The following is a 22,796-nucleotide window of genomic DNA, read 5'->3' as shown; positions in this document are numbered from 1 at the left end:
GTGATTACTCCTATCCCGTTAGAACATCTGTCTTGATAGAACGTTTGGCGAAGGGGTTATATGAAATTGCTTGAAATAGGATGACTGGTCTTGCAACAAATTTGACTTTCTGAGACGAACACTCGTGTAATTGTGTCATGAAAGCCTTTACCCAAATATTGAGTAAATCGCGGGACATATTAAATATGGTGGAAAATAGATTTAGCTTGGAATTTTTGTCATGGTGCCAAACGATAGGGACTTCTTTTATTTGCAAACCATTCAACTTGCTCATTACCAAAAACTCTGTGTCAAATGCGAAACCATTAACTCTTATTCCTGACAAGACTCTAGACAATGAATTTTTTTTAAATAATTTAAAACCACATTGAAGATCACGAATTTTGATATCAAATAGACAGCTGAAAAACAAATGATACATAAATGACAAGAGCTTTCTTCTAATAGGCCTTGTTGCCACACCTAAACTTCCACGCAGAGTTCTTGAACCAATAACTATGTCGTTCTTTTCAATAAACGGAATCAATCTTTCAAATTCCGATGGGTCAGCTGATAAGTCAACATCCATAAATCCTATGTTTGACTTTGTACAATGATCAATAGCTCGTAATACTGACCCACCTTTACCATATCTTTTGGTTAACGAGACAAGTATAATTCTCTTATCTATCTTCTCAAATTCCTTTACTATCATGACGGACTGATCAGTACATCCATCTTCTACTATCACAATTTCAAAATCCCAATCCTGAGCTGTACAATATTCCAGAGATCGCTCCAGGCATTTTCTAATCCTTTTTTCTTCATTGAATATTGGGATTATGACACTTATTGGAAATTTCAAGCAGTTTTATAATACTCTTACTTATTTATATATGTTAAAGAATCATTGAAGAATTCAAATTATACTTGAAACAAAAAATTTAGATAGCTATAGCTTGGTTAAAATATAAGATTATACTGTAATTAATAATTTAAAATCTATATCATTAAATATAAAGTTGTCTAAATATATAAATCCAGTTCATTTGTTAAAGACAAATTTCGATTTGTTATATAGTAATTACAACAATTGTATTTCGTTTGGCTATTTAGAAGATAAATGGATATTTCAAGAAAAGGTTAAATGTATGTGTTAAGATACATGTACCATAATGAGAACCCTTTCAGTACTTGCAATAGCATCTGTATTATTTATAGCTCCAGTTTTACTGGCTACAAATAACAATGTTTTTGCTCAAAATTCTGTAACTCAAGGTATAGGACAACTGCAATTAGCTACACAGCTTGGAATTTGTCTCTCAGGTGTGAACACCTTCATATCCTGTAACAACCTAAGTAACCAAGAGCAAACCAACTTCGGAAACAATGTAGCAGGCCAACAAGGCGGCAGTGGTAGCGGAAGCGGCAATACTGCAACACAAGGTATAGGCCAATCCCAATCAGTAAAGCAAGGTGCAGTTTGTGTAAGCGGTGATGGCACCTTCGGCTCATGCAACAACCTAAGTAACCAAGAGCAAACCAACTTCGGAAACAATGTAGCAGGCCAACAAGGCGGCAGCGGATATAAAGGTGGCGGCAATACTGCAACACAAGGTATAGGCCAATCCCAATCAGCAAACCAAGGTAGCCTTTGTGTTTCTGGCGGTAGTACTAGTGCCTCTTGCAACAACCTAAGTAACCAAGAGCAAACCAACTTCGGAAACAATGTAGCAGGCCAACAAGGCGGCAGTGGTAGCGGAAGCGGCAATACTGCAACACAAGGTATAGGCCAATCCCAATCAGCAAACCAAAGAAGCTTATGTGTTTCTGGCGATGATACTAGTGCCTCTTGCAACAACCTAAGTAACCAAGAGCAAACCAACTTCGGAAACAATGTAGCAGGCCAACAAGGCGGCAGCGGATATAAAGGTGGCGGCAATACTGCAACACAAGGTATAGGCCAATCCCAATCAGCAAACCAAGGTAGCCTTTGTGTTTCTGGCGGTAGTACTAGTGGATCATGCAACAACTTTAATAGCCAAACACAGACTAATTACGGCAATAATGTGATAGGACAAACCAGATAATTTTTTTTATTTTGAACGCCAAAAAAAAAAATTTTCCTTTTTTTATTTTTCTTAATATAAATTATTAAAGATTTCAACATTTTCATTTACGCTCTTAATTCTATATCCTTGTTACCACGAATTTGAATTATGTTGGATCTGAATTGGGATAATATCTTAAGTTTGACAGGTTCCATTCATATGATCTTTTCCATTAGAATGAGTCCAATTTCACTTGATTGATCATTTGTCTAAAGCTATCTGAAATTTCGACCTATCTAGGTGAGATATTGTCTCAAATTCTAGAATAAACGCTAATGCTTCTTTTGTTTTCTATCGTATACACATAGAAGCGGATATGAACATATCCCATAAGCAGAATTATGGTTAGTGAACTGAGTTCTTAGTCAATCATTATTATTCATTATTCATTTTAGCCACCGACCTTATCATAGAAATTAACTCACGAATAGTAATTTTATTTAAATAAAATACTATAGCTGATGAGGCAAGTACCACTACTATCAGATTTATGATAGTGGCTATGAGCCCATTTCCTGCAATAAAGCTTATAGTTTGCCATATTATGATTCCAGATGCAAGTGATACTAATGAGGTTAAGATGTATCGTAAGGAAGTTTTTTTGATCCAAATTATGGATATTATTGCAGACGCTATGAAAGCAACTAAAGTAGCTAATGATGCTCCCAAAATATTGAGATTTGGAACTAGAATGGAGAAGGTTACAATGAAGATAATGATTTCTACTATTCCTATAAACAGGATCTTTTTATATTGATTTGTAAGGTTAAATTCCGAAATTGCTATTATAGTTATAGACGAAGGTAATATGGAAAGTCCAAGAATTATTAAATCAACGCTTGCGACAGTATAGCTATTACCTATGAAGCCTAGTATGGCATATGATTGAGTTATCAAAATCATTATGAGCGGGATCGTGAAGCTTAAACCTATCCGCAAAGCTGAAGATGCATAGTCTCTCTCGGTTCTGATTGATGCGGGTATTACCATTAGACCAATATTGGTAGCAAATCCTCCGGCTATGAGACTTATTGTTAAAGCCATGTAGAAAATTCCAATCTGTGAAACATCAACACCAAAAACGGCTAATAGGATTACACTTAGACTAAAAACAAAGACCCTTGATATTTTTGAAGGTGTGTTTATCAAACCATCTTTGATTACTACTTTAAAAACCTTGAAATTTAATCTAAATGGCATCTCCTTTAGGACAATTGCAAACGTAAACAAACTTACAATGCTGACATTTATTAAAAATGCAAACAAAATGCCCGAGGCTCCAAAACCATATATTACAAGAATAAAACCAACCAAAAATTTTATGACTGTAGCAATAATGTCTATGATTAAAACTGTTCTGATTTTAAATAAACTCAATAGAAGGTAATGTGCGATTATGCCCGGTGCAGTCATGATGACCATTAGTATAGCTAGCCATTCAAACTGACCCAGGTTGTTATCTTCAAAATTTGCGAAGAAATAAACCATGAATGGGATGGCAAGGAGGCTTAAACCCATCTCAATGATAAAAGTAGTAAATAGTATGGACTCTCTATATTTTAAGGAATATTTCAGAATTGGATATTCTATGCCAAATTGAATGATTGTGGTAACAAAAACCACCAAGCTGTATATGGTGGTTGCTTGACCTATTTCTACTGTTGATGCGAATCTTGAAATCAGCATCCAGAAAATCCAGTTACCAAAGGCCAAAACTAACTGATTTAGAAATAAAAGTATACCAGAGCTTGTAAAATGAGAGGAGATGCCATCTATGTTTTTGTCTTGGTTTTCATCCCTTTTTTCGCTATCCTTGTCAAAAAATTCATTCACAGACTGCAGTTTTCTATTATATATAAATCCTATAAATATTAATTGAAATTTGCTTGGTTTTTAGGTATTATTAATATATTTTTCTTTTTTATTTTGCCTGTTAAGATCAAATATAAATGTAAACTAAATCCGGTTACCCAAAATCAAAAATATCGGGTACTATTTCTTGTCAAATTGGTATTATCATTTTTTGAAATAATCATAAAATATTCTGAATTGCGAACGATGGGTATTACTCTATCATACATTCTTACTCATCTATGACGCCCTTCTATCTATTCCTAATTTGTAGATATGAATTCAATTTCGTTTGCTCTCAAAACGTCAATATTATCTACCAATAAATCATTTTCAAAAATGCGATCATGAATTGTTTATTTCAAGTAGTGTCAATGTGGATTTTATATCATTGAGTCGTCTAATCAAAAGGACTTTCCTTTGCAAATCCTCTTTGTCACTAGCATTTACTTTTACTATTATATCATAAACGCCATAAACGCGATAAGCTTTATTGACGTATTCCAAATCCTTTATTTGTTCCATTACCTTTGCTTCAGACCCTAGCGTACAATTAATTAAAACAAAGGCATTGTGATTCATACAACTTGACTATAACGTCACAAAATAAAACTGTTATCTTTTTAATAAAAAAAAATTATTTTCTTCTGGCAGTAATCGTGTGTGTATGATCTACATACCATCTAATACTATCCTTAAAACTAGACCACCAGTCCATAAATCCATCACTGGTATCTGATTCAAAGAGCAAAAATCCATTATACTCAGTACCCCACGCATGACTATATTCTCCCATTAACTCGATTCCCTGCGGCAAACTCCTCTTCATCTCTCTCCACTGCTCATTTGCTTTTTTGGATTCTTCCGGAGTCATTGTTTTAAATCTATAGAAAACTAAAAAGGTAGCACTCATATCATTCCTTATATCGATTATATTTTAAATTTTACTATTCAAATATTTATTTTTGAATAGTAAATGGCTATAAATCATTTAAACTAAATTTAAAATAACAAGAATTGCACTTAAATTTTTCTTTTCCTGGAGTGCTGGAAACCACGTCTAGTTGACCCTTGGATCTACAATTGGGACATTTCCCATAAATTGTTTTCTTCGTAGTTTACTTGACATATCCTTATAATATAAATTTTAAAATCTATCCCGCTAATTACAAGTGTAGTCCAGGTTCAACAAAAAATTGATCATTCCCGTGATTAATATAAATGGAGAACAATTCACCATCTAACCTGCAAATGAAGCTAACTTTATTATTATTATATGATAAAGGAATTTCGGAAATCAAAACGAAAAAACTGTCGCTATTGTAAACATGTTAATCCAGTTTGCTTTTTTACCTATTCTCAGTACTTCCTTTTACTCCACTGTTGTTCGAATTTTTTCATAGGAATTTTGAGTTACCATGTTTTGGCCCTTGAGAAAATCCACAAAATGCTTACTCTGTTCAAATTCATCAATTAAGTTCAAAAATATTGCCCGAAAAAAATCACGCGCTTCGTGGTTTAACCCGCATTGGGTACAACAATAATTTCCCTCATTACTTGGAGCCCATTTATCTTTGATCTCCTCGTTATTGTACGCTCTCGACAGTACTTTTCTCGCATAATCTAAAAGAGTGATAAATAATTCATTCTTCTCCTCCTTGAGGGTCAGCTTACTCAAGGTTTCTGCAAAACCGTCAGAATAAATTGTGTGTCCGGGGGGTAAAGGAACTGGTTTATTGCCTTCATATATATCGTGAACTCCAAACAACTCCTCAATTACTAGTCGAGCCCTCTTACGGAAAATAAAAGGATCTTGTCTTTTGGATGGTCTACCTCTTTGATTTTTCTTTTCTTCCTCAACATGATTTATGTAATACTCTCTATAGAGTTCGGCCTTCTGAGCGTAGACAGTCTTTATTGGTAGTTTGGTAACTTCGCTTAGTTCCTCGACCGACAAACCTATAGGATATGCTTCACGCAGTGCATTTAGAATTTTCCGATTACTGTCCTTATTAATTACTTGTAAATGAAGGTCATCCCTGCAATAATATCCTTCAAAATAATTTTTCATAATCTCTTAAATAATTTCTATTATTCTTATACTTTTAGAATTTTAGACTATGAGAGTATAATAAAGTCAAGACAAAATTTATCTATTTATAAACTTCATGGATAGTATGACAATAAAAAACTACAACAAATTCGATGGATATAATTTCTTTGCTGTCTTTTCGATTAGCTTATTAATCCTTGCTCTATTTACATTGACCTTGTCGAATGTTTTTGCTAATTTGGATACCAACTCCACCCTCCTGACAGATTCCAACTCCACCCTCCTGACAGATTCCAACTCCACCCTCCTGACAGATTCCAACTCAACCGAGAATAACATAAATGGGACTATCTCTTCATTTCCAGGCTCGTTAGATAGCGATAGACGTCATATGCCTGTCTTGTGATTGAATCGAGCACGAGTACTTTTTTAGATACAAAATATGTTCAACCGTGAAATCTAAAATGGTCAATAGAAAATTATTTCTTGTTTCATTTGTTATTTTTTTATTGTCTGTAATTAGCGTCTTTCATTTTTATTTTTTTATTCCACTCAAATCAATAGAGGATTTTGATGTCTCAAAAGCATTTGGTACATTGAGAAATTCTGAACCAGAAGTTGAAAAAGGCGACACCTCTACCTCTTCCCCAGACTCCAACTCTTCCCCAGACTCCAACTCTTCCCCAGACTCCAACTCTTCCCCAGACTCCAACTCTTCCCCAGACTCCAACTCTTCCCCAGACTCCAACTCTTCCCCAGACTCCAACTCTTCCCCAGACTCCAACTCTTCCCCAGACTCCAACTCTTCCCCAGACTCCAACTCTTCCCCAGACTCCAACTCTTCCCCAGACTCCAACTCTAACTCTACCTCTTCCTCAGACTCCAACTCTGATTATTTATCTCCAGTTGCTGATGCTGGCACTGACATAACTGTACAAAGCGATATGTTGACCAAATTGGATGGTAGCAAAAGCTATGATCCTAATACTTCTGGTGATGATGTTCGTCCATCACTAAACTTCGATTGGCAACAGACTAGTGGTCCAGAAGTGATCCTAAATAACCCTATATCTGCAAATCCCACATTTACATCTCCACAGGTAGAAGAAGAAACTAAACTTACCTTCCAGTTAGTGGTAAGTAGTGACACTGCTACCAGTGATCCTGATTCTGTAACTGTGTCTGTTACTCCTGATACCCCACCTGAAACTCCTGATACCCCACCTGAAACTCCTGATACCCCACCTGAAACTCCTGATACCCCACCTGAAACTCCTGATACCCCACCTGAAACTCCTGATACCCCACCTGAAACTCCTGATACCCCACCTGAAACTCCTGATACCCCACCTGAAACTCCTGATACCCCACCTGAAACTCCTGATACCCCACCTGAAACTCCTGATACCCCACCTGAAACTCCTGATACCCCACCTGAAACTCCTGATACCCCACCTGAAACTCCTGATACCCCACCTGAAACTCCTATTCAACAAGAGTTTCAAACAACAGTCAAGGATTGCGGACCTAATCCAACAGATATTTTTGCAAAAGGATCATTAACAATTATAACCGATCAAGATTTTTCGCAAGTATATAAGATATCTCCTAATCCATATACAACTGAAGATTCTCTATATTTTGTGAATAATGATTTTTTTGATTGTGATTCTGATATCTCGGTAATAACCTTAAACGGACTAGATTATTCTTGGTATACAGTAGAAATCCTAGATCAGTACAATGTTAATAATACCAAGACATTTGATATTTCCTTAAATGAAAACTTTTCCTTTCCTACGATATACGTATTTGACAGAACATTCGTTCCAAATCTGAGGTATGAACCTATACCTTTACAATTTATTGTGTGGTTGAATGAAAGTGTTACCACAAATTCAAGACTAGTTTCGCAAGATTATATCCAAAATGGTGAAATAAAATTTGTTTTTGAGAATCCACCTGGTTTTGTTATTAATATGAATAATAGTGGACAACTAAATGAGAGGGATTTTATGAACAAACTTAGTAACGATCCAAGGATTTTTGCAATTAATCAAGATTTAAACGGAAAGATCACCTCAGTTAGATACCATAATCAAACCATACCTGATAGCCTTGAAAGGATCAATGCAAATGTGCTCAATATCACAAGTGAAAAATTGGAAAATGCTTTTTCCAAACAATCGGGAGAATTAGATTTTTCGAATGTTGATATCGCAATCTTGGATACAGGAATAAGTCTTGACCATCCCGATTTGAATGTCTACAGGAATGTATCTTTCGTAGAAGGTGCGCTAACAGGGGATGACGACTTGGGTCATGGATCTCATATTGCTGGAATAGCTGCAGCAAAAGATAATTCCATAGGTATTCTAGGCGTCGCACCCGGAGCAAAGCTTTGGGCAATAAAGGTATGTGATGTCAACGGCAACTGTCCTCTATCGTCTCAAATAAAGGGCATACAGTACGTTAATGATCATGCTGACGAGATAGACATAGTTAATCTAAGTATTGAAAATCCACCATCAAACAAATTGGATAAGGCTATTAATGAATCTCTCGCAAAGGGATTGATATATGTAGTAGCCGCTGGAAACAGTAATATTAACACCTCATTAACTTCTCCAGCAAGAATCCCTGGAGTAATAGCAGTTTCTGCGATATCTGATAGTGACGGAGAATGTGGAGGTAGGGGCAATAGTACTATAGGAGGTCCTGACGATTATGCTGCGAGTTTCAGTAATTATGGCAATAGTATTGATCTTGCAGCACCGGGTGTGAACATATTCTCGACCTACAAGGAACAAGGGTACGCATTTGACAGTGGTACAAGTATGGCAGCCCCTGTTGTTGCAGGACAGGCCGCTTTGTATAAAAGTATTAAACCTAGTGCTACTTCTGATGAAGTAGTTTCTGCCTTGATTAATTCTAGTGTGCCATATACAACGCCTTGTGCAGGAGTCAACTATGGTCATTTCCAAGATGTTCAGAACCATCATAAAGAACCATTGATTTATACCTTAAGAATTCCCTAAGTAGGTGCCACTACTACTCCATGCGTATAATCAACGATTTTCTGTCTACATTTTCATTTGCTTTCTGATAATGGTTGGTTCTATGTAGTTGTTACGTAAAGCCAATTATCCTGTTTTCATATATCATATCGAATTTTGAACATCTAAAGTACCAAAATCTCAATTTCGTATTAGATAACGATGTAATAAATTAAATATGATGTCTGTCCAAAAAAAGGTATATGGAATGTGCAGTATATGATACATATGTTACAAAAAAAGATGGAAGAATAATGCATTTTGATGTGATTGTAGAAGCAAATACTCCCCATGAAAAAGCAATCGAATACGGAAAGGAGTATCTTGAAAGTGTTGATCAAGGAGGGCAGAAAATGACACAAGAGGAATGTCAATTCTGCCATATTCAAGCGGCTCCACCAGTAGTAGCAAAAGACATTAGTCAATCTGGTTACTACATTCAAAAAATGGAAGGCTGTCCTTAGAACCGCGGAATCTACTATTTGGTTCGTCTTCAAAACCATTATTTATGAAATTCATATCAGACGATGAATTACTTATGATTGTAAAATAGCTTTAATTTGAAACTATCCACGTTGTTTTTATTATTTCTACATTAATACTGCTGGTTTAATCCACATGACATTATTTTTTTCAAGCCCAATTGGTCTTGGACATATAACACGGGATATTGCCATTGTAAAGGAAATTGCCAAGTCATTTAATTATTATGATTTCAGCTTCATTACGGGTTCCAAAGCTTTTGATTTTATATCCATTGAGAATGATTCTTCAGAAGAATCAAAGTTCAGTGCCCATGATCTATATTTTCCTCCAGAGTTTTCAATAGATGAAGGCAGGTTAAACAACAGTTTTTTATGGTTGCTAAAATATGTGTCCTATTTCAGAAAATCCAAAAAAAAAGTAAAAAAATGGCTATCTACCAGTGACATGGAACGGGATACCAATCCTTTAATTGTAACTGATGAGGATTTTGCTTCTCTATCTGTTGGCAAGGATCTCAATATTACAAGAATCTTTGTTACAGATATACTTAGAACTCATTTTATAAGAAATGGGATATTGTCTGGTATTGAAAAATATCTCAACAATTCTATGTGTAATTTGATAAAATCTAGTGATTGTGTTATTATTCCAGAATCTGGGGATAATCGCGATAATTTATTTTATGTGGGTCCAATAGTTAGAGAGATAACAGCAAGTCGAGATGAGTTGAGAAAGAGGTTCTCGTTTAATAAATTTACAATCTTGCTAACTACCGGGGGCACGTCAGCTGGAGATTATTTAACAAGAAGGACGCTCGAATCTTTTACTAAATTACAAAAACGGCATGATTGTGATTTGGTAGTATCTTATTCATCTAATATTTCATTCAATGAGAATAGAGATAAATCCTATAGGAATATCGGCTTTGTAAACAATATCCATGAATACGTGTACGCAGCAGACTTGATTATATCATTAGCAGGAAAATCTACAATTGATGAGAGCTTAGTATACGGTACCCCTGGCATTTTTATTCCAATTAAGAATCATTTTGAGCAAGAGGATAGGGCCAGAGAATTGGGGTTTTCATACGAGGATATTAATAAGTTAGATACAATTATGGAAGATAATCTTTCAGGCTTTCGTTTAAAAAAAGAAAAAAGGGTGCCAAATGGAGTTTCCGAGGCTGCCAAGCTTATTGCTGAATATCTGAATAAATAATAACAGGATATTGTATTAATTTTTGTATTGGAGCCATTAGTAATTGCAAAATTCGGCGGATCAGCGTTAGGAGTAAATGGCGTAAAGATCCCAATCATAATTGACAGAATAAGAGAACTAAGGAAAAAATCTAAGATCATTTGCGTGTTTTCTGCTCCTCTTACAAATTATGAAGGAAAGAATATGTCTATGACCGATGTTGCCATCCGGATTTCAAAAAATTATGCATCATCAAATCCGGTAGACATCGATGTCCTAAAAACCGTCTATTTGGAGATTTCAAATAAATATTTATCAGATGCTGACAGACTAAGTTTTGAATCCGAGTTAGAGAAATTTAACAAGACTGTTTTGATATCACTCAAGCAAGTGGCAGAGAATCGTCGATTTGTTGATGTTAGCCGCTCGCGAATCCTTGCATATAGTGGAGAAATAGTGATTTCTGTTTTAATGGATTATATTTTAAAAAGTAACGGTATTAAATCCTCTAGTGTGAACGTGAATGAATGGCCAATAGTTACGGACGATAATTTCGAAGCAGCTAGTTTCTTGCTAGACGAATCTAAAAATCAGATAGATTCACTAATCAGGTTAGTTAAAGATAATGAAGTTTTATGCATAGGGGGTTTTATTGGAAAAACAGTAGACGGGTTGGAAACCACTTATGAAAGGGGTGGATCTGATAGATCTGCTGCGGACTTAGGGATTTTGTTATCATCACAGTTTAACGTCATTCTTGATTTTGAAAAAGACAATTCCGTATTAAGCGCAGACCCTAAAATCGTTTCTAAGAATCTTCACAACGTGAAGACTCTATCTTATAACGAAGCTAAACTTGCAGGAATGTTTGGCATGAAAATTTTGGATCCAATTGCTATTAAAGATATAGACGATCATGACCTAAATTTGATCATCTTGGTTACTAATATTTCAAATCCTTCTAATTATACACAAATATTAAAACGGTTGTCAGACGATGAACTCGAAACAGAAGCCAAAATTAAGATTGTTACTGGTAAAAAAAACTGTGCTATCGTTAGAATGGAATCCATAGCTGCCTCTCACATTGCCGCATTATTTGAGAAACAGAGACAATATCATGATTTTATTAAATTATCTCCATATAAAAAAGACAATATGGAAATGACAAGGTTCCTATTTTTGGATGGGGACTATGTAAAAAGACATGAAAAAATATTTCGCTCATTTTACCCAAAGGTTGAAATGGTATATGGTAGAGGAGTAGTTACTCTTATTGGAGATTCCATGTGGAAAATTCCTAAAATAGTTTCTGATACCAGTAGTATTGTTAGTCAGCAAGACATTAACATACTGAATATAGATGCACAAGAAGAGACATCTAGAATTCTCATTTTAGTAGAAGATCGAAATGTTGAAGAAGTTATTAGATCAATACACTCAAAAGGCTCGATAATAAATTAGATACACTATCCTGGTGTACTGTTTATGATCGAAAGTGATAAAATTTGGATTGATGGAAATTTAATTGATTATGCTGAAGCTAAGGTGCATGTATTAACTCATGGATTACATTATGGAACCGGTGTATTTGAGGGAATTCGTTCTTATAAAACCGCAGAAGGAATTACTATATTTCGACTGGACGATCATATAAGAAGATTGTTTAATAGCGGAAAAGCCTACTTTATGAAGTTTGAATATTCATTCGATGAGCTCAAAAAAGCTACAGTAAAGGTAGTTAGGGCTAATAGATTGGACGAATGTTATATCAGGATAATTGCGTTTTATGGCTATGGCAAATTGGGGGTCAACCCTTTGCCCAACAAGGTATCTATAGCAATATCTGCATGGAAATGGACTGAACATATTAAAAAAGAAGATATGGAACAAGGTATTCACATCATGGTATCTTCTTGGGAGAAGGTAGGAATAAGATCAATGCCTACTCATGCAAAAGGAGTGGCAAATTATGCTAATTCTGCATTGGCAAGAATGGAAGCTTTGAAATCTGGGTTCGATGAAGCGATAATGCTAAATTCTAATGGTTTTGTCGTAGAAGCAAGCGCGGAAAATATCTTCTTTGTAAAAGGTGGGATATTGTACACCCCACCAATTTCAACAGGAGCCCTTGAAGGAATAACCAGAGATACAGTTATTGAAATTGCCAAACAGCATGGTATCAACATTTGTTATGATAACATTTCTAGGGACGAACTTTATTACTTTGATGAAATATTTTTGACCGGAACTGCATCAGAAATTGTTCCGGTTGGATTCATTGATCACAGGGTTATAGGCGATGGGGGTATTGGACCAATTACAAGAGAAATCCAACAACATTTTGAAAATATAGTGAGAGGTAAGAACCATGAAAAACGTAATTGGCTTACAATTATACAATAATCTTGAAAATCCTCATCAAAACCTCGTATTTCATTCACCAGGAACAAGATGTTTTATTAATTGTCAGTTGTCCTGACATTGTAATAAAATAATTTCTCTCCTTTTCTTTGTAATTATATTGAGAGATTGATGTTTTACGTTTTCATCCTATGAACGGATCTATGAGTTGGTTGCACATAGTGTTACTACTTATAGTCTGCTTGTTAACAAACTTCATGTCAAATTTAACTAACCAGTATAAAGTATGTTCCTTTCTAATCATATCGATCCCAATATTCATCCAATAGCATTCCATATTCTTTGTAAAGACGTATCATACCTATAGCCTGTATTAAAATGACCCCCTTCGAATTCCTCATATTCGTGATTAATACCTCGATCGCTGCATCTTTTACTGAATATTCTTGAACCTATGGTCAGATTAAATTCATCGTTACATCCACAATCAAAATACAAAAGATTCATTTTTTTAAGATTCTCTGAAAATTCATTTACTTTATTGATTGGGTCAAAATCTTTCCATAATTTCCATACGGCCTCTTTGAATTCTCCTGATTCTATATCAAATGGTAAATCTGTGCTTAATTCTGGATTATTCAAATTTGGTGAATAATGTGCAGCCATTGACATAATACTTAATGTAGTGAAATCTTTCTTATCGTGTTTACTAGCCTTATTCCAAAAGTCAACAAGCCATCTTTTAGGACTCTTGTACTTTCTTAACACATCGATTGCGATCGGAAAATCTGGTAGGTAGCAGTATTCAAACGCTGAATCAAATGAATGTGCTGCTATGGCACTAAAAATTTTTGGATTTCGCATGCCTAAGGAAAGAGCTCCATACCCTCCCGATGATTTCCCAAGAACAGCTCTTTTTGAAACGTTATATTTAAAGTCTATTAAAGGGATAATTTCATCTATAATGTAATCTTCATATCTGCCCACAGCCACAGAATTAATATATTGGCTTCCTCCTAATCTGTTAAAACAATTTACGATTACAATGATCATTTCACCACATTTTTGATCCAGGTTCAATTTTTCCAATCTCTCGTTAATTGGCATAGAAAAAGGATTCCAGTTAATTGTGGAATAATTATCATTTCCAAAAGAGGGTAACAAAATAATAGTTGGATATCCCGACGATACACTCGCAGTATAATTTTCCGGAGTGTAAACTATTATGTCTCTTTCATATGGATCCTTTAAAGGATTATTCTTTAATATTTTGCTTTCAAGTTTTAAGATATCTATCTTCCCGTTCAATTAATTTTATCCATATCCTGGATATCTCTCTTTTATTTTCTTTTTTATATTTGAAGTCAATTTGTCTGACACGATATCGTGATACGTGCTCTTTCCAATTAGGTTTTTACTAGTATATAGGAAAGGTCCGTAAAGATAATCTGTACCTCTAGTCGGCACAGTTGGTTCCATGGAATTCAACATGAAATTCAATTCTCTATTAATATAATCTGTATTTTTCTTGGACAACATTTCATGTTCCTCCGAAATTTTCCTAAACATGTTCATAAAGACTGGTGGATCTATTTTTCTATATCCAAATGGGATAATATCTTCATCAAATGTTTTCTTCATCTTGATAGGATCAATATCCAATTTTGTACCTGTTATGATCGGGGAGGGTTTATAGATGGAATCAATTTTTAACTGCCAAGATTCGTCAGAGTTTGTCACTGTTGCATCAAAAAATCCATCGCGGATCGAATTCGTGGATATAATGAAATTCCAATTTCTAGGGTTTATTGAATATTTTTTGAATATCTGCTTGGCAAGTATCTTCTCCTCCAGAATTTCCATAGATAAAAATAGTTTGGTATTTAATAATAGGCTTACGCTTTTAAATCAACAAGCCTTTGAGACTTATTGAATTATTAGGAATCTCAAGCTGATATAATATCGTCCAATGTGGAAAAAGGAGGATGTCTCCCTGTGATTCTAAATATTATCGAATTACCCTTCTTACCATGCTCTTCTACATATTCTAATTTTCTAAATATTACTAAGGCTATTTTCCCACGCTGTCTATTATTGCCGCAAGCTTTTCTTTCCTTGTCTTGTAGATCCTGCAAAATAAACCCACCATCGCTTCTTATCTTTTCATCTGATAAATCAAGACAAGCCTTCCAAAGTCTTGAAATGATAGATCGATTTTGTCGAAGGGATCCCAAATAAAGTATTTTGGAGTATTTTTGCGTTATTATTTGAGCTGCAAATTCAAGATCATCTGTTTTTCGATGATAAATATTATAGACACTCCGTTTTTTTTGAGGACTTTCTTCTAAATTGAACCAAAAACTATATCCTTCTGGCTCTGCGTAAAATTGATTTATATTATTTGAGACATATTTCCCTTCCCCGTCTTCAATTCCAGAAATTTTGCCTAATCTCCAATTTCGATTATCGTTTAAAATCTTTTGTGCGTCAATCAGTTTTTCATAGTTAACAATAAATTTTCTTTTTCTATTAGTTTCCAATTTAAGAAGCAAGCCACTATCCACAAGACTATTTAATGCAAAAATCAAGTTCTCATCAAAATGTCTACCAGAAAGTTTTCTAATCTGATCTTCAAAGAGAACGTTGTGAACTCCTTCTCCAATTAAATTATATATGATCCATTTTTTCCAATCCGAGATAGAGACCACTCTGTACTCCTTATCCTTACCCATACTATTGTTTCATTACAAACATTTAATCTTTCCTAATTATAGTAATACTGACGTTGATTTATCAACTTGATTGCTGGTAGTTCTAGTTTTAAAATACTTTTTAAAATCCTAGATGTGGTTATTATTATTAGATTTCTTGGTTGCTTGTTTTTTAATCTATTTTCAATCTATTACTTGGATTTTATGTTAGGTTGCAATGAATACAAACAAAAGTAGTAAAGAATTTTTAGTTCGAATTGATTGTTAGATAAAACTATTGTTAAGGAGTTTGCCAAAACCAATTCCTAGGGAGTTCAATGATTTTGGATACTGGGAATTTGGTTGATAATAGTAGTGAATCCAAAAAAATGATTTGTCTGGTGTTGAGAAATGGGTGATAGGGGCCTTGATGAATACTGTATGCCTAATTCTGGTCTATTTAGATTCATATAGATTCAATTATCAGAATTCACAATATATTAACCGAATCAAATACTAGTAAATGAAACCAGGTTCTTTTTTCCGGATAGATATATTCTGATAATAGTTTAATTCATACTACTTTGTTAATTCGCATATCATTTTTTCTAGTATATCCATTAGAATTAAAATAACTACACTATATGAAGAAATGCAATTATAATTTATTTAGAAATAAAATACGAGTTAAGATGATCTTATTTAGGAAAGTTACACTTTTAGTCATAAGTATATCATCCTTACTCTCAATCTTGACCTTAAATGGGTCCTTCTTGAACTTCACATACTCCGAATCTCCAGTGGCATCGGATTATTACGTTAATAAGTATGACATTAATCAAACTTTTCACAATAACTGCGATTTCCTGAACCTGTGTAATGGTGATGGTGCCAAAAAATCGAGTGAAATTTCGTCTCCCGTTAATAAGGGAATTGTTGATATTTCATACTTAAAAATAGATGTAGACCTTCCATTTCCCTAGCAAGTCGCAGCCCTAATTTCTCTATAAATACAAACTACCTGAATCCGTTGCTGATTTTTGGTTTGATTTTTTTTAGAACTGGTATTAGTTTCTCTAGACTTTTTATCATTTGTGGATGTAAATGATGCTCTATCCCTTCCGCATCCAGATGAGCAACATCCTCCTATACTTTTATCATCTTTAAAAATTCTACAAACAAGCTGTGTTTTTCTCGTATATTTTGTGCTATATTGATTCCTGCCCCTGTAAGCATCAGGTCTCTGTATTTTTCGTAAATAAGATAATGATTATCATCCAATTTCTTAACCATCTTGGTCACGCTTGGTGATCTTACATTTAGGTGATTTGAAATATCTGCTGTATTTGCATATCCTTTCTGCTGGATTAATTCATAAATGACTTCAAGGGACCTTCCATTCTGTCTGTTCTTATTTCATCCTTCTTCTTTTAATTATGGGCTTTAGGAATAACGTCGAGTCTATTCTCTTTATTTCTATTTTCCTTCTTGGGAGTACAATTTCCAACAGACAAATATCTAGGGGTGATATGTGCATAAAATAATTTTTTCCTTAATTCTTGAATTCAAATTGTCCCGCCGATCAATTAGATTATTCTGTATGTTTGTCCATCTTCCTTAAGCTAAATTTCTATTTTATATCAACAAAAAATTTTTATAAACTCTGGATCTAAAATTCAAATATTAAGAAAAAAAAAGTCAACAAGAAAAGAAGATTGGATGCCCTAAATGTGTATACTGATGCGGAAGTTGATTATTTTATCGAAACGATAAAGAATGTAAGGCCTTTTCCCAAGCTAAGAGATTTGAGGAAGCTGCTGTCTCCTACTCTATCATTGGACAAAATTAACGCCATTTTAAGATATCTCGAACGATCAAAGCAGATCTTAGTAGATTTGGATGGAAATATAGTTTGGATAAAAAATGCTAATATGAAAGAGGTTTCAAATCTGTCAGAAACTGCTAATTTTTCCAAAGAATTCCTCGAACACTTTGGTAAATTATAGTTCATAGAATTAATATTTATAAATATTTAAATCACGTATATTCGTAAATTAATACAAACATGGTAGATTTTTTTAAATCTAAGCGAAATAGGCGAATTACACCAGATGGGGAACCACTGGAAGATGTTGGCGGTGGAGGTGGATTTGGTTTTTCTAGTCCATTAAAAATAGCTATACCTGCAATAATTGCTATTATTATTATTTTTGTTGTACTGACCTCTAGTTTGAAGATTGTTGAGGCTGGTAACCGTGGCGTATTACTAAAATTTGGTGCAGTTGATACCTCGGTATCTTTGAGCGAAGGATTGCATTTTGTATTACCGTTCAGGGATTCAATAGTGCCAATGGAAGTTCGAACCCAAAAAATTGTTGAGAGCACCACTTCAGCTTCAAAAGACCTTCAAAATGTGGCGACAGAAGTCGCGTTGAATTATCGAATCAACCCAGACACTGTTCCAATATTGTATAAAGAGATAGGTCTTGATTATTCTAACCGGGTTATAGTTCCAACAATTCAGGAGTCTGTTAAGCAAGTAACTGCGAGATATAACGCAGAAGAGTTGATTACTAAAAGAGATCAAGTTAAATCTGAAATAGAGGAACAAATAGAGGCTAGGTTAACTCCTTACAATATCATTATGGACACAATATCAATCACTGACTTCCAATTTTCAGATCAATTTGTTCAAGCAGTGGAAGCTAAGGTCCAGGCCGAACAGCGTGCACTCCAGGCTCAAAATGAACTTCGCAGAATACAAATCGAAGCCCAACAAACGGAAGCTAGGGCATTAGGTGAACAGAAGGCAAATATAGCGAACGCAGAAGGTCTTCGACAAGCAAACATATTAAAAGCACAAGGTGAATCCGAAGCCATAAAGATTATTGATGTTCAGCTTCAAAATAGCAGTACATACTTAGATTGGTTAAAGACTCAAAGATGGGATGGAAAACTTCCCTTAGTAACTGGAAGCAGCGGTGGTGCAGGTGGAGGTAGTGACGTTGGCGCTATTCCTTTCATAGAAATCCCATTGGGTTCGGCAGCTGAATCAACGCAATTAGCACACAACTCTACTTTGAATTCGACACAATAATTTTTGTAATATAGGTACCATAGTACCTACTTACAATTTTATGCTCTATCTAAAGTGAAAACAAAGTTATATCCTTCATAGTCACAATTATTGTGGTACGCTAATCACTTTACAACTTTCAAACAAAAAAGAAAACGCTTATAATCCTAGGACATGATATGGATTAAGGTAATATTGTACTTCAAAGAAGGCCTCACCTTTGATGACGTTCTCTTGGTGCCTAAGAAATCACCTATCGTGTCTCGATCACAAACCAGTCTAAAAACAAGACTTTCTTCAAATGTTAGTCTTAATGTCCCGATTATAAGTGCCAACATGGATTCGGTGACCGAATCAAGAATGGCAATCGCATTAGCAAGAGAAGGGGGAATTGGAATAATACATAGATTCATGACTATCCAAGATCAAGTCGAACAAGTTTTAAAGGTAAAGCGGAGCGAATCTGTTGTTATTGAGCAACCTTATACGATTGGTCCTACTAGTACTATAAAGGAAGCTAACTCTTTAATGTCAGAAAATGGAATTTCCGGATTGTTAGTAAAAGATTCCAATAATAAACTCTGTGGAATATTGACACGCAGAGATACTGTTTTTGAAAGAAACTTAAATGTACTGGTCTCCGATCTGATGACTAAAGATGTAGTTTCTGCTAAAGTTGGTACTACTATAGATCAAGCTAAAGAAATTCTTCATAGGAATAAAATTGAGAAATTGCCCGTTATTAATGAAAACGGCGAGATTAGCGGACTTATTACTGGTAAAGATATATTGAAAATGGAGGAATATCCAAATGCTTCGAAAGATAAGAAAGGAAGACTGCTTGTTGGCGCCGCGGTAGGAGTAAAGGGTGATTACCTAGAAAGAACTGAATCGCTATTAAACAATGGAGCAGACGTAATTGTTGTAGATATAGCACATGGGCACAGTGACAACGCCATAAATACTGTAAAGATGATTAAAAAAGCATTTCCTTCTTGTGAGCTTATAGCTGGAAATATTGCAACTGGAAGGGGAACCGAAGATCTAATAAAAGCAGGAGTTGATGCAGTTAAGGTAGGCGTTGGGTCAGGTTCAATTTGTATCACCAGAATTGTTACTGGTTCTGGGGTTCCTCAATTAACAGCCATTATTGATAGTGTTAAGATGGGAAAGAAATATGATATCCCGATTATTTCCGATGGTGGAACTAGAACTTCAGGCGATATGACCAAGGCCTTAGCTGCTGGTTCGTCATCAGTCATGATAGGGAGTATGTTTGGGGGTACTGATGAAAGCCCTGGCAAGACCCTAGTGAAAAATGGTAAAAAATATAAAATGTATCGCGGTATGGCATCTTTTTATGCTGCTTTGGGACGAAGATATAGAGAAAACCCTGATTCAAGTTCAGATAACGAGGATTTAAATGACTATGTCCCAGAAGGCGTTGAAGCTATGGTGCCCTATAAAGGCAGCGTAATTGAAATTATACGACAACTTGTCGGTGGGGTAAGATCCGGGCTAAGCTATTGTGGAGCCAATACAATCGGCGAAATGCAGGAAAATGCAGAATTCATAAAAATTACTCTAGCAGGTTATAAGGAGAGCCATCCACACGATGTAGACGTAATTTAAGATTTTCAACCACTTTTTTTATAATTATTCTGATGAGTGTATTTTAAATATGTCTAAACTAGCGCTAAACTGATTAGTGATCAAGAATCTTTCATATTCACACTCTTGTCACGCAGAATCTTGATACCTGTAGCACTCATCTGTAAGGTATTTGCCCAATTCCAAGGGTAAGAACAACACTGGAACTCTGGCAAACCATATTAAGTTCCGTGGAATTGCATTATTGAACGCCATATATAACTGGTCTAAACATTTGCAAGGATCATGGTAAGACCAAGTACATTACCTCATTACTGGTTTGTCATTTAAATGAAATCTCACCATCCTAAAGATTTTATTGACTCATTTGAAACTGAGCCCGAACTTTTAATTCTGACTATAAAATTCCACTCGTAGTCGCATAATCAAGGACGTCTCTCTATCTAATAGATGGTTCTTAAAACGGGATCTTTTTAACAAGATGATGTAATATGGTATCTTTTCATACCTACTAAAGTATGAACTCCATAAGATTAGGGATGAGCCAAAACCAAGAACATTTTCTTTTTCTTGCCTTTTGAAGATTATGACAACTAGGTTGATATCTTCGATCCTTGAAAATTATTTGTAATTTCTTCTATCTATCGTATCCATTATCTCTGCTCCAGTCCCTATAATAGTTACTGGTAATCCTGTCTCTGATTCAATATTATTCACAAATTCTTTAGCTTTGAGAGGTAATTTAGAAAAATCTGTAATACCTTTAGATTCTGGGAAAATAATGTCTAATTTTGTCAACGCCACTTGTGTTGCACTATTAATTCGAATCGCTTTTTTTGCTAAGTCGTAATCAAATGGAGCTGACCTTCTTTGTCTTCCCGTTACGCTTCCGTATTCTAACCAATTTCTCTCTTTTGCTTGCTCGCTACTTATTTCAGAATTTAATGGTCCTTCACCTACCCTTGTAACATACGACTTAAAAACAATTAAGACCTCATCTATTTTTTTTGGGCCCACCCCGACATCAGAGCAAATGGCCGAAGCTGAAACATCTTTTGATGTTACAAAAGGGTACGTCCCGTGAAATAGTGACAAAAAAGTACCTTGAGTCCCTTCAATTAGTACCTTTTCCTTGTTGTCTATTGAATGGTTAATGGAATTACTAACATCCTCCAAAAATAAGGCTATTTCTGGAAAATCCTTTGCAAGCTTTAGACTTCGCAATGCTCGGTCTGCATTCGCGGGTCCAGTCCCTGTCCCCGTAGTACCGATTAATTTCTTGAGATGATCACTATTTTTATCCTTATCCTGATGAATTTTTTCTATAATACCACATTGAAAGTCTACAAAAGTCCTATCGGTAGTCCCGAATGTCTCTATTTCTTTCAATAATATGTTCGGTTCTATGAGGACACCTGCACCAATTAATAACCTAGTATCCTTGTTCAATACTGCACTAGGTAACATTCTAACTTTGAACTCTTTGTTATTTTGAACAAAAGTATGACCTGCATTAGGCCCAGCACCACCCCTAGCTGCTATGTCGTAATTATCCTTAATAGAAAGATATGCAACTACCTTTCCCTTCCCTTCATCTCCATAAAATCCACCTACAGTGACCACACAAGGCATACGGTATATTATTAAAAAACATAGAATATTTAATCCTAGTAGTTATAGGATTCGCTACACGTGAGATGGAATACAAAGATTTATCTAAATGAAAGCGAAAATTACTAATTCATAATGCTTTTTGATATGATTTTTTTTTGTATTGTCGAACTGTAATCGTACTAATTGGAAAGAAAAAAATATTGTTGATTTTTTCAGATTCATGTGGACAATGAGAATTCTGCATCATCATTTGTAGAAAACATTCTAATAATTTTGTCAAATTTGCCTCCTGGTCTTAGATCTCCCATAATTAGAAGTCGACTGAACGAATTCTTATCTTTCGATAAAGTTGAAAAAAGGGAAATTATTCAAAATGTTTTTGCTAATTATGGGAAAATTGATAATCAGGCTTTTTTGAATATATTCGATTCTTGGTTGAATTCTTTGACAGAAATGAAAAGTGATGAAATTAGTATCATATTCTATTCTTACTTGATTGAAATTTCCTTAAATCCCTCTCTAATCAATACTTTCAAGCACGATCTTGTTATATCTATGACTGATATATTTACTAGTTTTCCAAGCTTCAAAAAGATAAAACTACTTGACTGTTTTTTTGAATCAATCCTTAATACTCCCAATCCCAAATTGATCTTGAGTGTAATCCCCACTACATTGCTAGGGACAATGTATGAATAATTACGG

The 22,796-nt window shown here is 34.8% G+C and carries 23 protein-coding genes; 12 read left to right on the top strand and 11 right to left on the bottom strand.

The features are described 5' to 3' along the window. Positions 1–10 precede the first annotated feature (10 nt). Positions 11–844: a glycosyltransferase gene (locus NMY3_RS15000; RefSeq protein WP_196816615.1), complete on the bottom strand. Its 834-nt coding sequence runs from the start codon at positions 842–844 to the stop codon at positions 11–13. Positions 845–1,154: 310 nt separating this feature from the next. Here NMY3_RS15000 and NMY3_RS14995 point away from each other — a divergent pair, with 310 nt between their 5' ends. Next, on the top strand, positions 1,155–2,069 hold the full coding sequence (locus tag NMY3_RS14995; protein ID WP_196816614.1) for a hypothetical protein: 915 nt from the start codon (positions 1,155–1,157) through the stop codon (positions 2,067–2,069). 396 nt (positions 2,070–2,465) lie between these two features. Here NMY3_RS14995 and NMY3_RS14990 read toward each other — a convergent pair whose 3' ends face one another. From NMY3_RS14990 to NMY3_RS14975, 4 genes are all read right to left on the bottom strand, one after another. Then, the gene (locus NMY3_RS14990; protein WP_196816613.1) at positions 2,466–3,923 is read right to left on the bottom strand and encodes a lipopolysaccharide biosynthesis protein; all 1,458 of its coding nucleotides are present in this window, start codon (positions 3,921–3,923) and stop codon (positions 2,466–2,468) included. 363 nt (positions 3,924–4,286) lie between these two features. Beyond that, on the bottom strand, positions 4,287–4,523 hold the full coding sequence (locus tag NMY3_RS14985) for an Lrp/AsnC family transcriptional regulator (protein ID WP_196816612.1): 237 nt from the start codon (positions 4,521–4,523) through the stop codon (positions 4,287–4,289). Between the two features lie 55 nt (positions 4,524–4,578). Further along, positions 4,579–4,854 carry a DUF3303 family protein gene (locus NMY3_RS14980; RefSeq protein WP_196816611.1) on the bottom strand — a complete coding sequence of 92 codons (276 nt, stop codon included), beginning with the start codon at positions 4,852–4,854 and terminating at the stop codon, positions 4,579–4,581. Positions 4,855–5,313: 459 nt separating this feature from the next. Continuing rightward, positions 5,314–6,012: a hypothetical protein gene (locus NMY3_RS14975; protein ID WP_196816610.1), complete on the bottom strand. Its 699-nt coding sequence runs from the start codon at positions 6,010–6,012 to the stop codon at positions 5,314–5,316. 106 nt (positions 6,013–6,118) lie between these two features. On the opposite strand from NMY3_RS14975, the gene NMY3_RS14970 reads away from it, so the two are divergent. Beyond that, positions 6,119–6,400: a hypothetical protein gene (locus NMY3_RS14970; protein ID WP_196816609.1), complete on the top strand. Its 282-nt coding sequence runs from the start codon at positions 6,119–6,121 to the stop codon at positions 6,398–6,400. Positions 6,401–6,529: 129 nt separating this feature from the next. Here NMY3_RS14970 and NMY3_RS14965 read toward each other — a convergent pair whose 3' ends face one another. After that, entirely contained in the window at positions 6,530–6,880 is a 351-nt protein-coding gene (locus tag NMY3_RS14965) for a hypothetical protein (protein ID WP_196816608.1), read from the bottom strand. 40 nt (positions 6,881–6,920) lie between these two features. Between NMY3_RS14965 and NMY3_RS14960 the strand changes: the two genes are divergently transcribed. The 5 genes from NMY3_RS14960 to NMY3_RS14940 all read left to right on the top strand — a co-directional run bounded on the left by NMY3_RS14960 (position 6,921) and on the right by NMY3_RS14940 (position 13,142). Next, positions 6,921–9,032: a S8 family serine peptidase gene (locus tag NMY3_RS14960; protein ID WP_425319413.1), complete on the top strand. Its 2,112-nt coding sequence runs from the start codon at positions 6,921–6,923 to the stop codon at positions 9,030–9,032. 221 nt (positions 9,033–9,253) lie between these two features. Continuing rightward, entirely contained in the window at positions 9,254–9,514 is a 261-nt protein-coding gene (locus NMY3_RS14955) for a DUF2024 family protein (protein WP_196816606.1), read from the top strand. Positions 9,515–9,668: 154 nt separating this feature from the next. Further along, positions 9,669–10,757, top strand: coding sequence for a glycosyltransferase (locus tag NMY3_RS14950; protein WP_196816605.1), 1,089 nt, complete (start codon positions 9,669–9,671; stop codon positions 10,755–10,757). A gap of 27 nt (positions 10,758–10,784) precedes the next feature. Beyond that, positions 10,785–12,200: an aspartate kinase gene (locus NMY3_RS14945; protein WP_196816604.1), complete on the top strand. Its 1,416-nt coding sequence runs from the start codon at positions 10,785–10,787 to the stop codon at positions 12,198–12,200. A 24-nt stretch (positions 12,201–12,224) separates the two neighbouring features. Beyond that, positions 12,225–13,142, top strand: coding sequence for a branched-chain amino acid transaminase (locus tag NMY3_RS14940; protein WP_231100119.1), 918 nt, complete (start codon positions 12,225–12,227; stop codon positions 13,140–13,142). 276 nt (positions 13,143–13,418) lie between these two features. Here NMY3_RS14940 and NMY3_RS14935 read toward each other — a convergent pair whose 3' ends face one another. The 3 genes from NMY3_RS14935 to NMY3_RS14925 all read right to left on the bottom strand — a co-directional run bounded on the left by NMY3_RS14935 (position 13,419) and on the right by NMY3_RS14925 (position 15,832). Continuing rightward, entirely contained in the window at positions 13,419–14,408 is a 990-nt protein-coding gene (locus NMY3_RS14935; protein WP_196816603.1) for an alpha/beta hydrolase, read from the bottom strand. A 6-nt stretch (positions 14,409–14,414) separates the two neighbouring features. Continuing rightward, positions 14,415–14,963 carry a hypothetical protein gene (locus NMY3_RS14930; RefSeq protein WP_196816602.1) on the bottom strand — a complete coding sequence of 183 codons (549 nt, stop codon included), beginning with the start codon at positions 14,961–14,963 and terminating at the stop codon, positions 14,415–14,417. Positions 14,964–15,046: 83 nt separating this feature from the next. Then, complete coding sequence (locus NMY3_RS14925) at positions 15,047–15,832, bottom strand: hypothetical protein (RefSeq protein ID WP_196816601.1); 786 nt, start codon at positions 15,830–15,832, stop codon at positions 15,047–15,049. 731 nt (positions 15,833–16,563) lie between these two features. Between NMY3_RS14925 and NMY3_RS14920 the strand changes: the two genes are divergently transcribed. Then, the gene (locus NMY3_RS14920; protein ID WP_196816600.1) at positions 16,564–16,773 is read left to right on the top strand and encodes a hypothetical protein; all 210 of its coding nucleotides are present in this window, start codon (positions 16,564–16,566) and stop codon (positions 16,771–16,773) included. Between the two features lie 163 nt (positions 16,774–16,936). Here NMY3_RS14920 and NMY3_RS14910 read toward each other — a convergent pair whose 3' ends face one another. Continuing rightward, complete coding sequence (locus NMY3_RS14910) at positions 16,937–17,125, bottom strand: hypothetical protein (protein ID WP_231100425.1); 189 nt, start codon at positions 17,123–17,125, stop codon at positions 16,937–16,939. A 395-nt stretch (positions 17,126–17,520) separates the two neighbouring features. On the opposite strand from NMY3_RS14910, the gene NMY3_RS14905 reads away from it, so the two are divergent. The 3 genes from NMY3_RS14905 to guaB all read left to right on the top strand — a co-directional run bounded on the left by NMY3_RS14905 (position 17,521) and on the right by guaB (position 20,498). Continuing rightward, complete coding sequence (locus tag NMY3_RS14905; protein ID WP_231100118.1) at positions 17,521–17,796, top strand: hypothetical protein; 276 nt, start codon at positions 17,521–17,523, stop codon at positions 17,794–17,796. 59 nt (positions 17,797–17,855) lie between these two features. Next, positions 17,856–18,887, top strand: coding sequence for a prohibitin family protein (locus tag NMY3_RS14900; protein WP_196816598.1), 1,032 nt, complete (start codon positions 17,856–17,858; stop codon positions 18,885–18,887). A gap of 174 nt (positions 18,888–19,061) precedes the next feature. Next, positions 19,062–20,498 (top strand): IMP dehydrogenase, encoded by a 1,437-nt coding sequence (guaB, locus tag NMY3_RS14895; protein WP_196818601.1) that lies wholly within the window; start codon positions 19,062–19,064, stop codon positions 20,496–20,498. 600 nt (positions 20,499–21,098) lie between these two features. On the opposite strand, the gene NMY3_RS14890 is transcribed toward guaB, so the two are convergent. Continuing rightward, entirely contained in the window at positions 21,099–22,109 is a 1,011-nt protein-coding gene (locus NMY3_RS14890) for an adenylosuccinate synthetase (RefSeq protein ID WP_196816597.1), read from the bottom strand. A gap of 204 nt (positions 22,110–22,313) precedes the next feature. Here NMY3_RS14890 and NMY3_RS14885 point away from each other — a divergent pair, with 204 nt between their 5' ends. Further along, positions 22,314–22,790, top strand: a complete 477-nt coding sequence (locus NMY3_RS14885) for a hypothetical protein (RefSeq protein WP_196816596.1) — start codon at positions 22,314–22,316, stop codon at positions 22,788–22,790. The last annotated feature ends 6 nt before the right edge of the window (positions 22,791–22,796 follow it).

It is taken from the genome of Candidatus Nitrosocosmicus oleophilus (genome assembly GCF_000802205.1).
In the GTDB taxonomy this organism is placed as follows: domain Archaea; phylum Thermoproteota; class Nitrososphaeria; order Nitrososphaerales; family Nitrososphaeraceae; genus Nitrosocosmicus; species Nitrosocosmicus oleophilus.
This window is presented reverse-complemented; position numbering and strand designations above follow the sequence as displayed.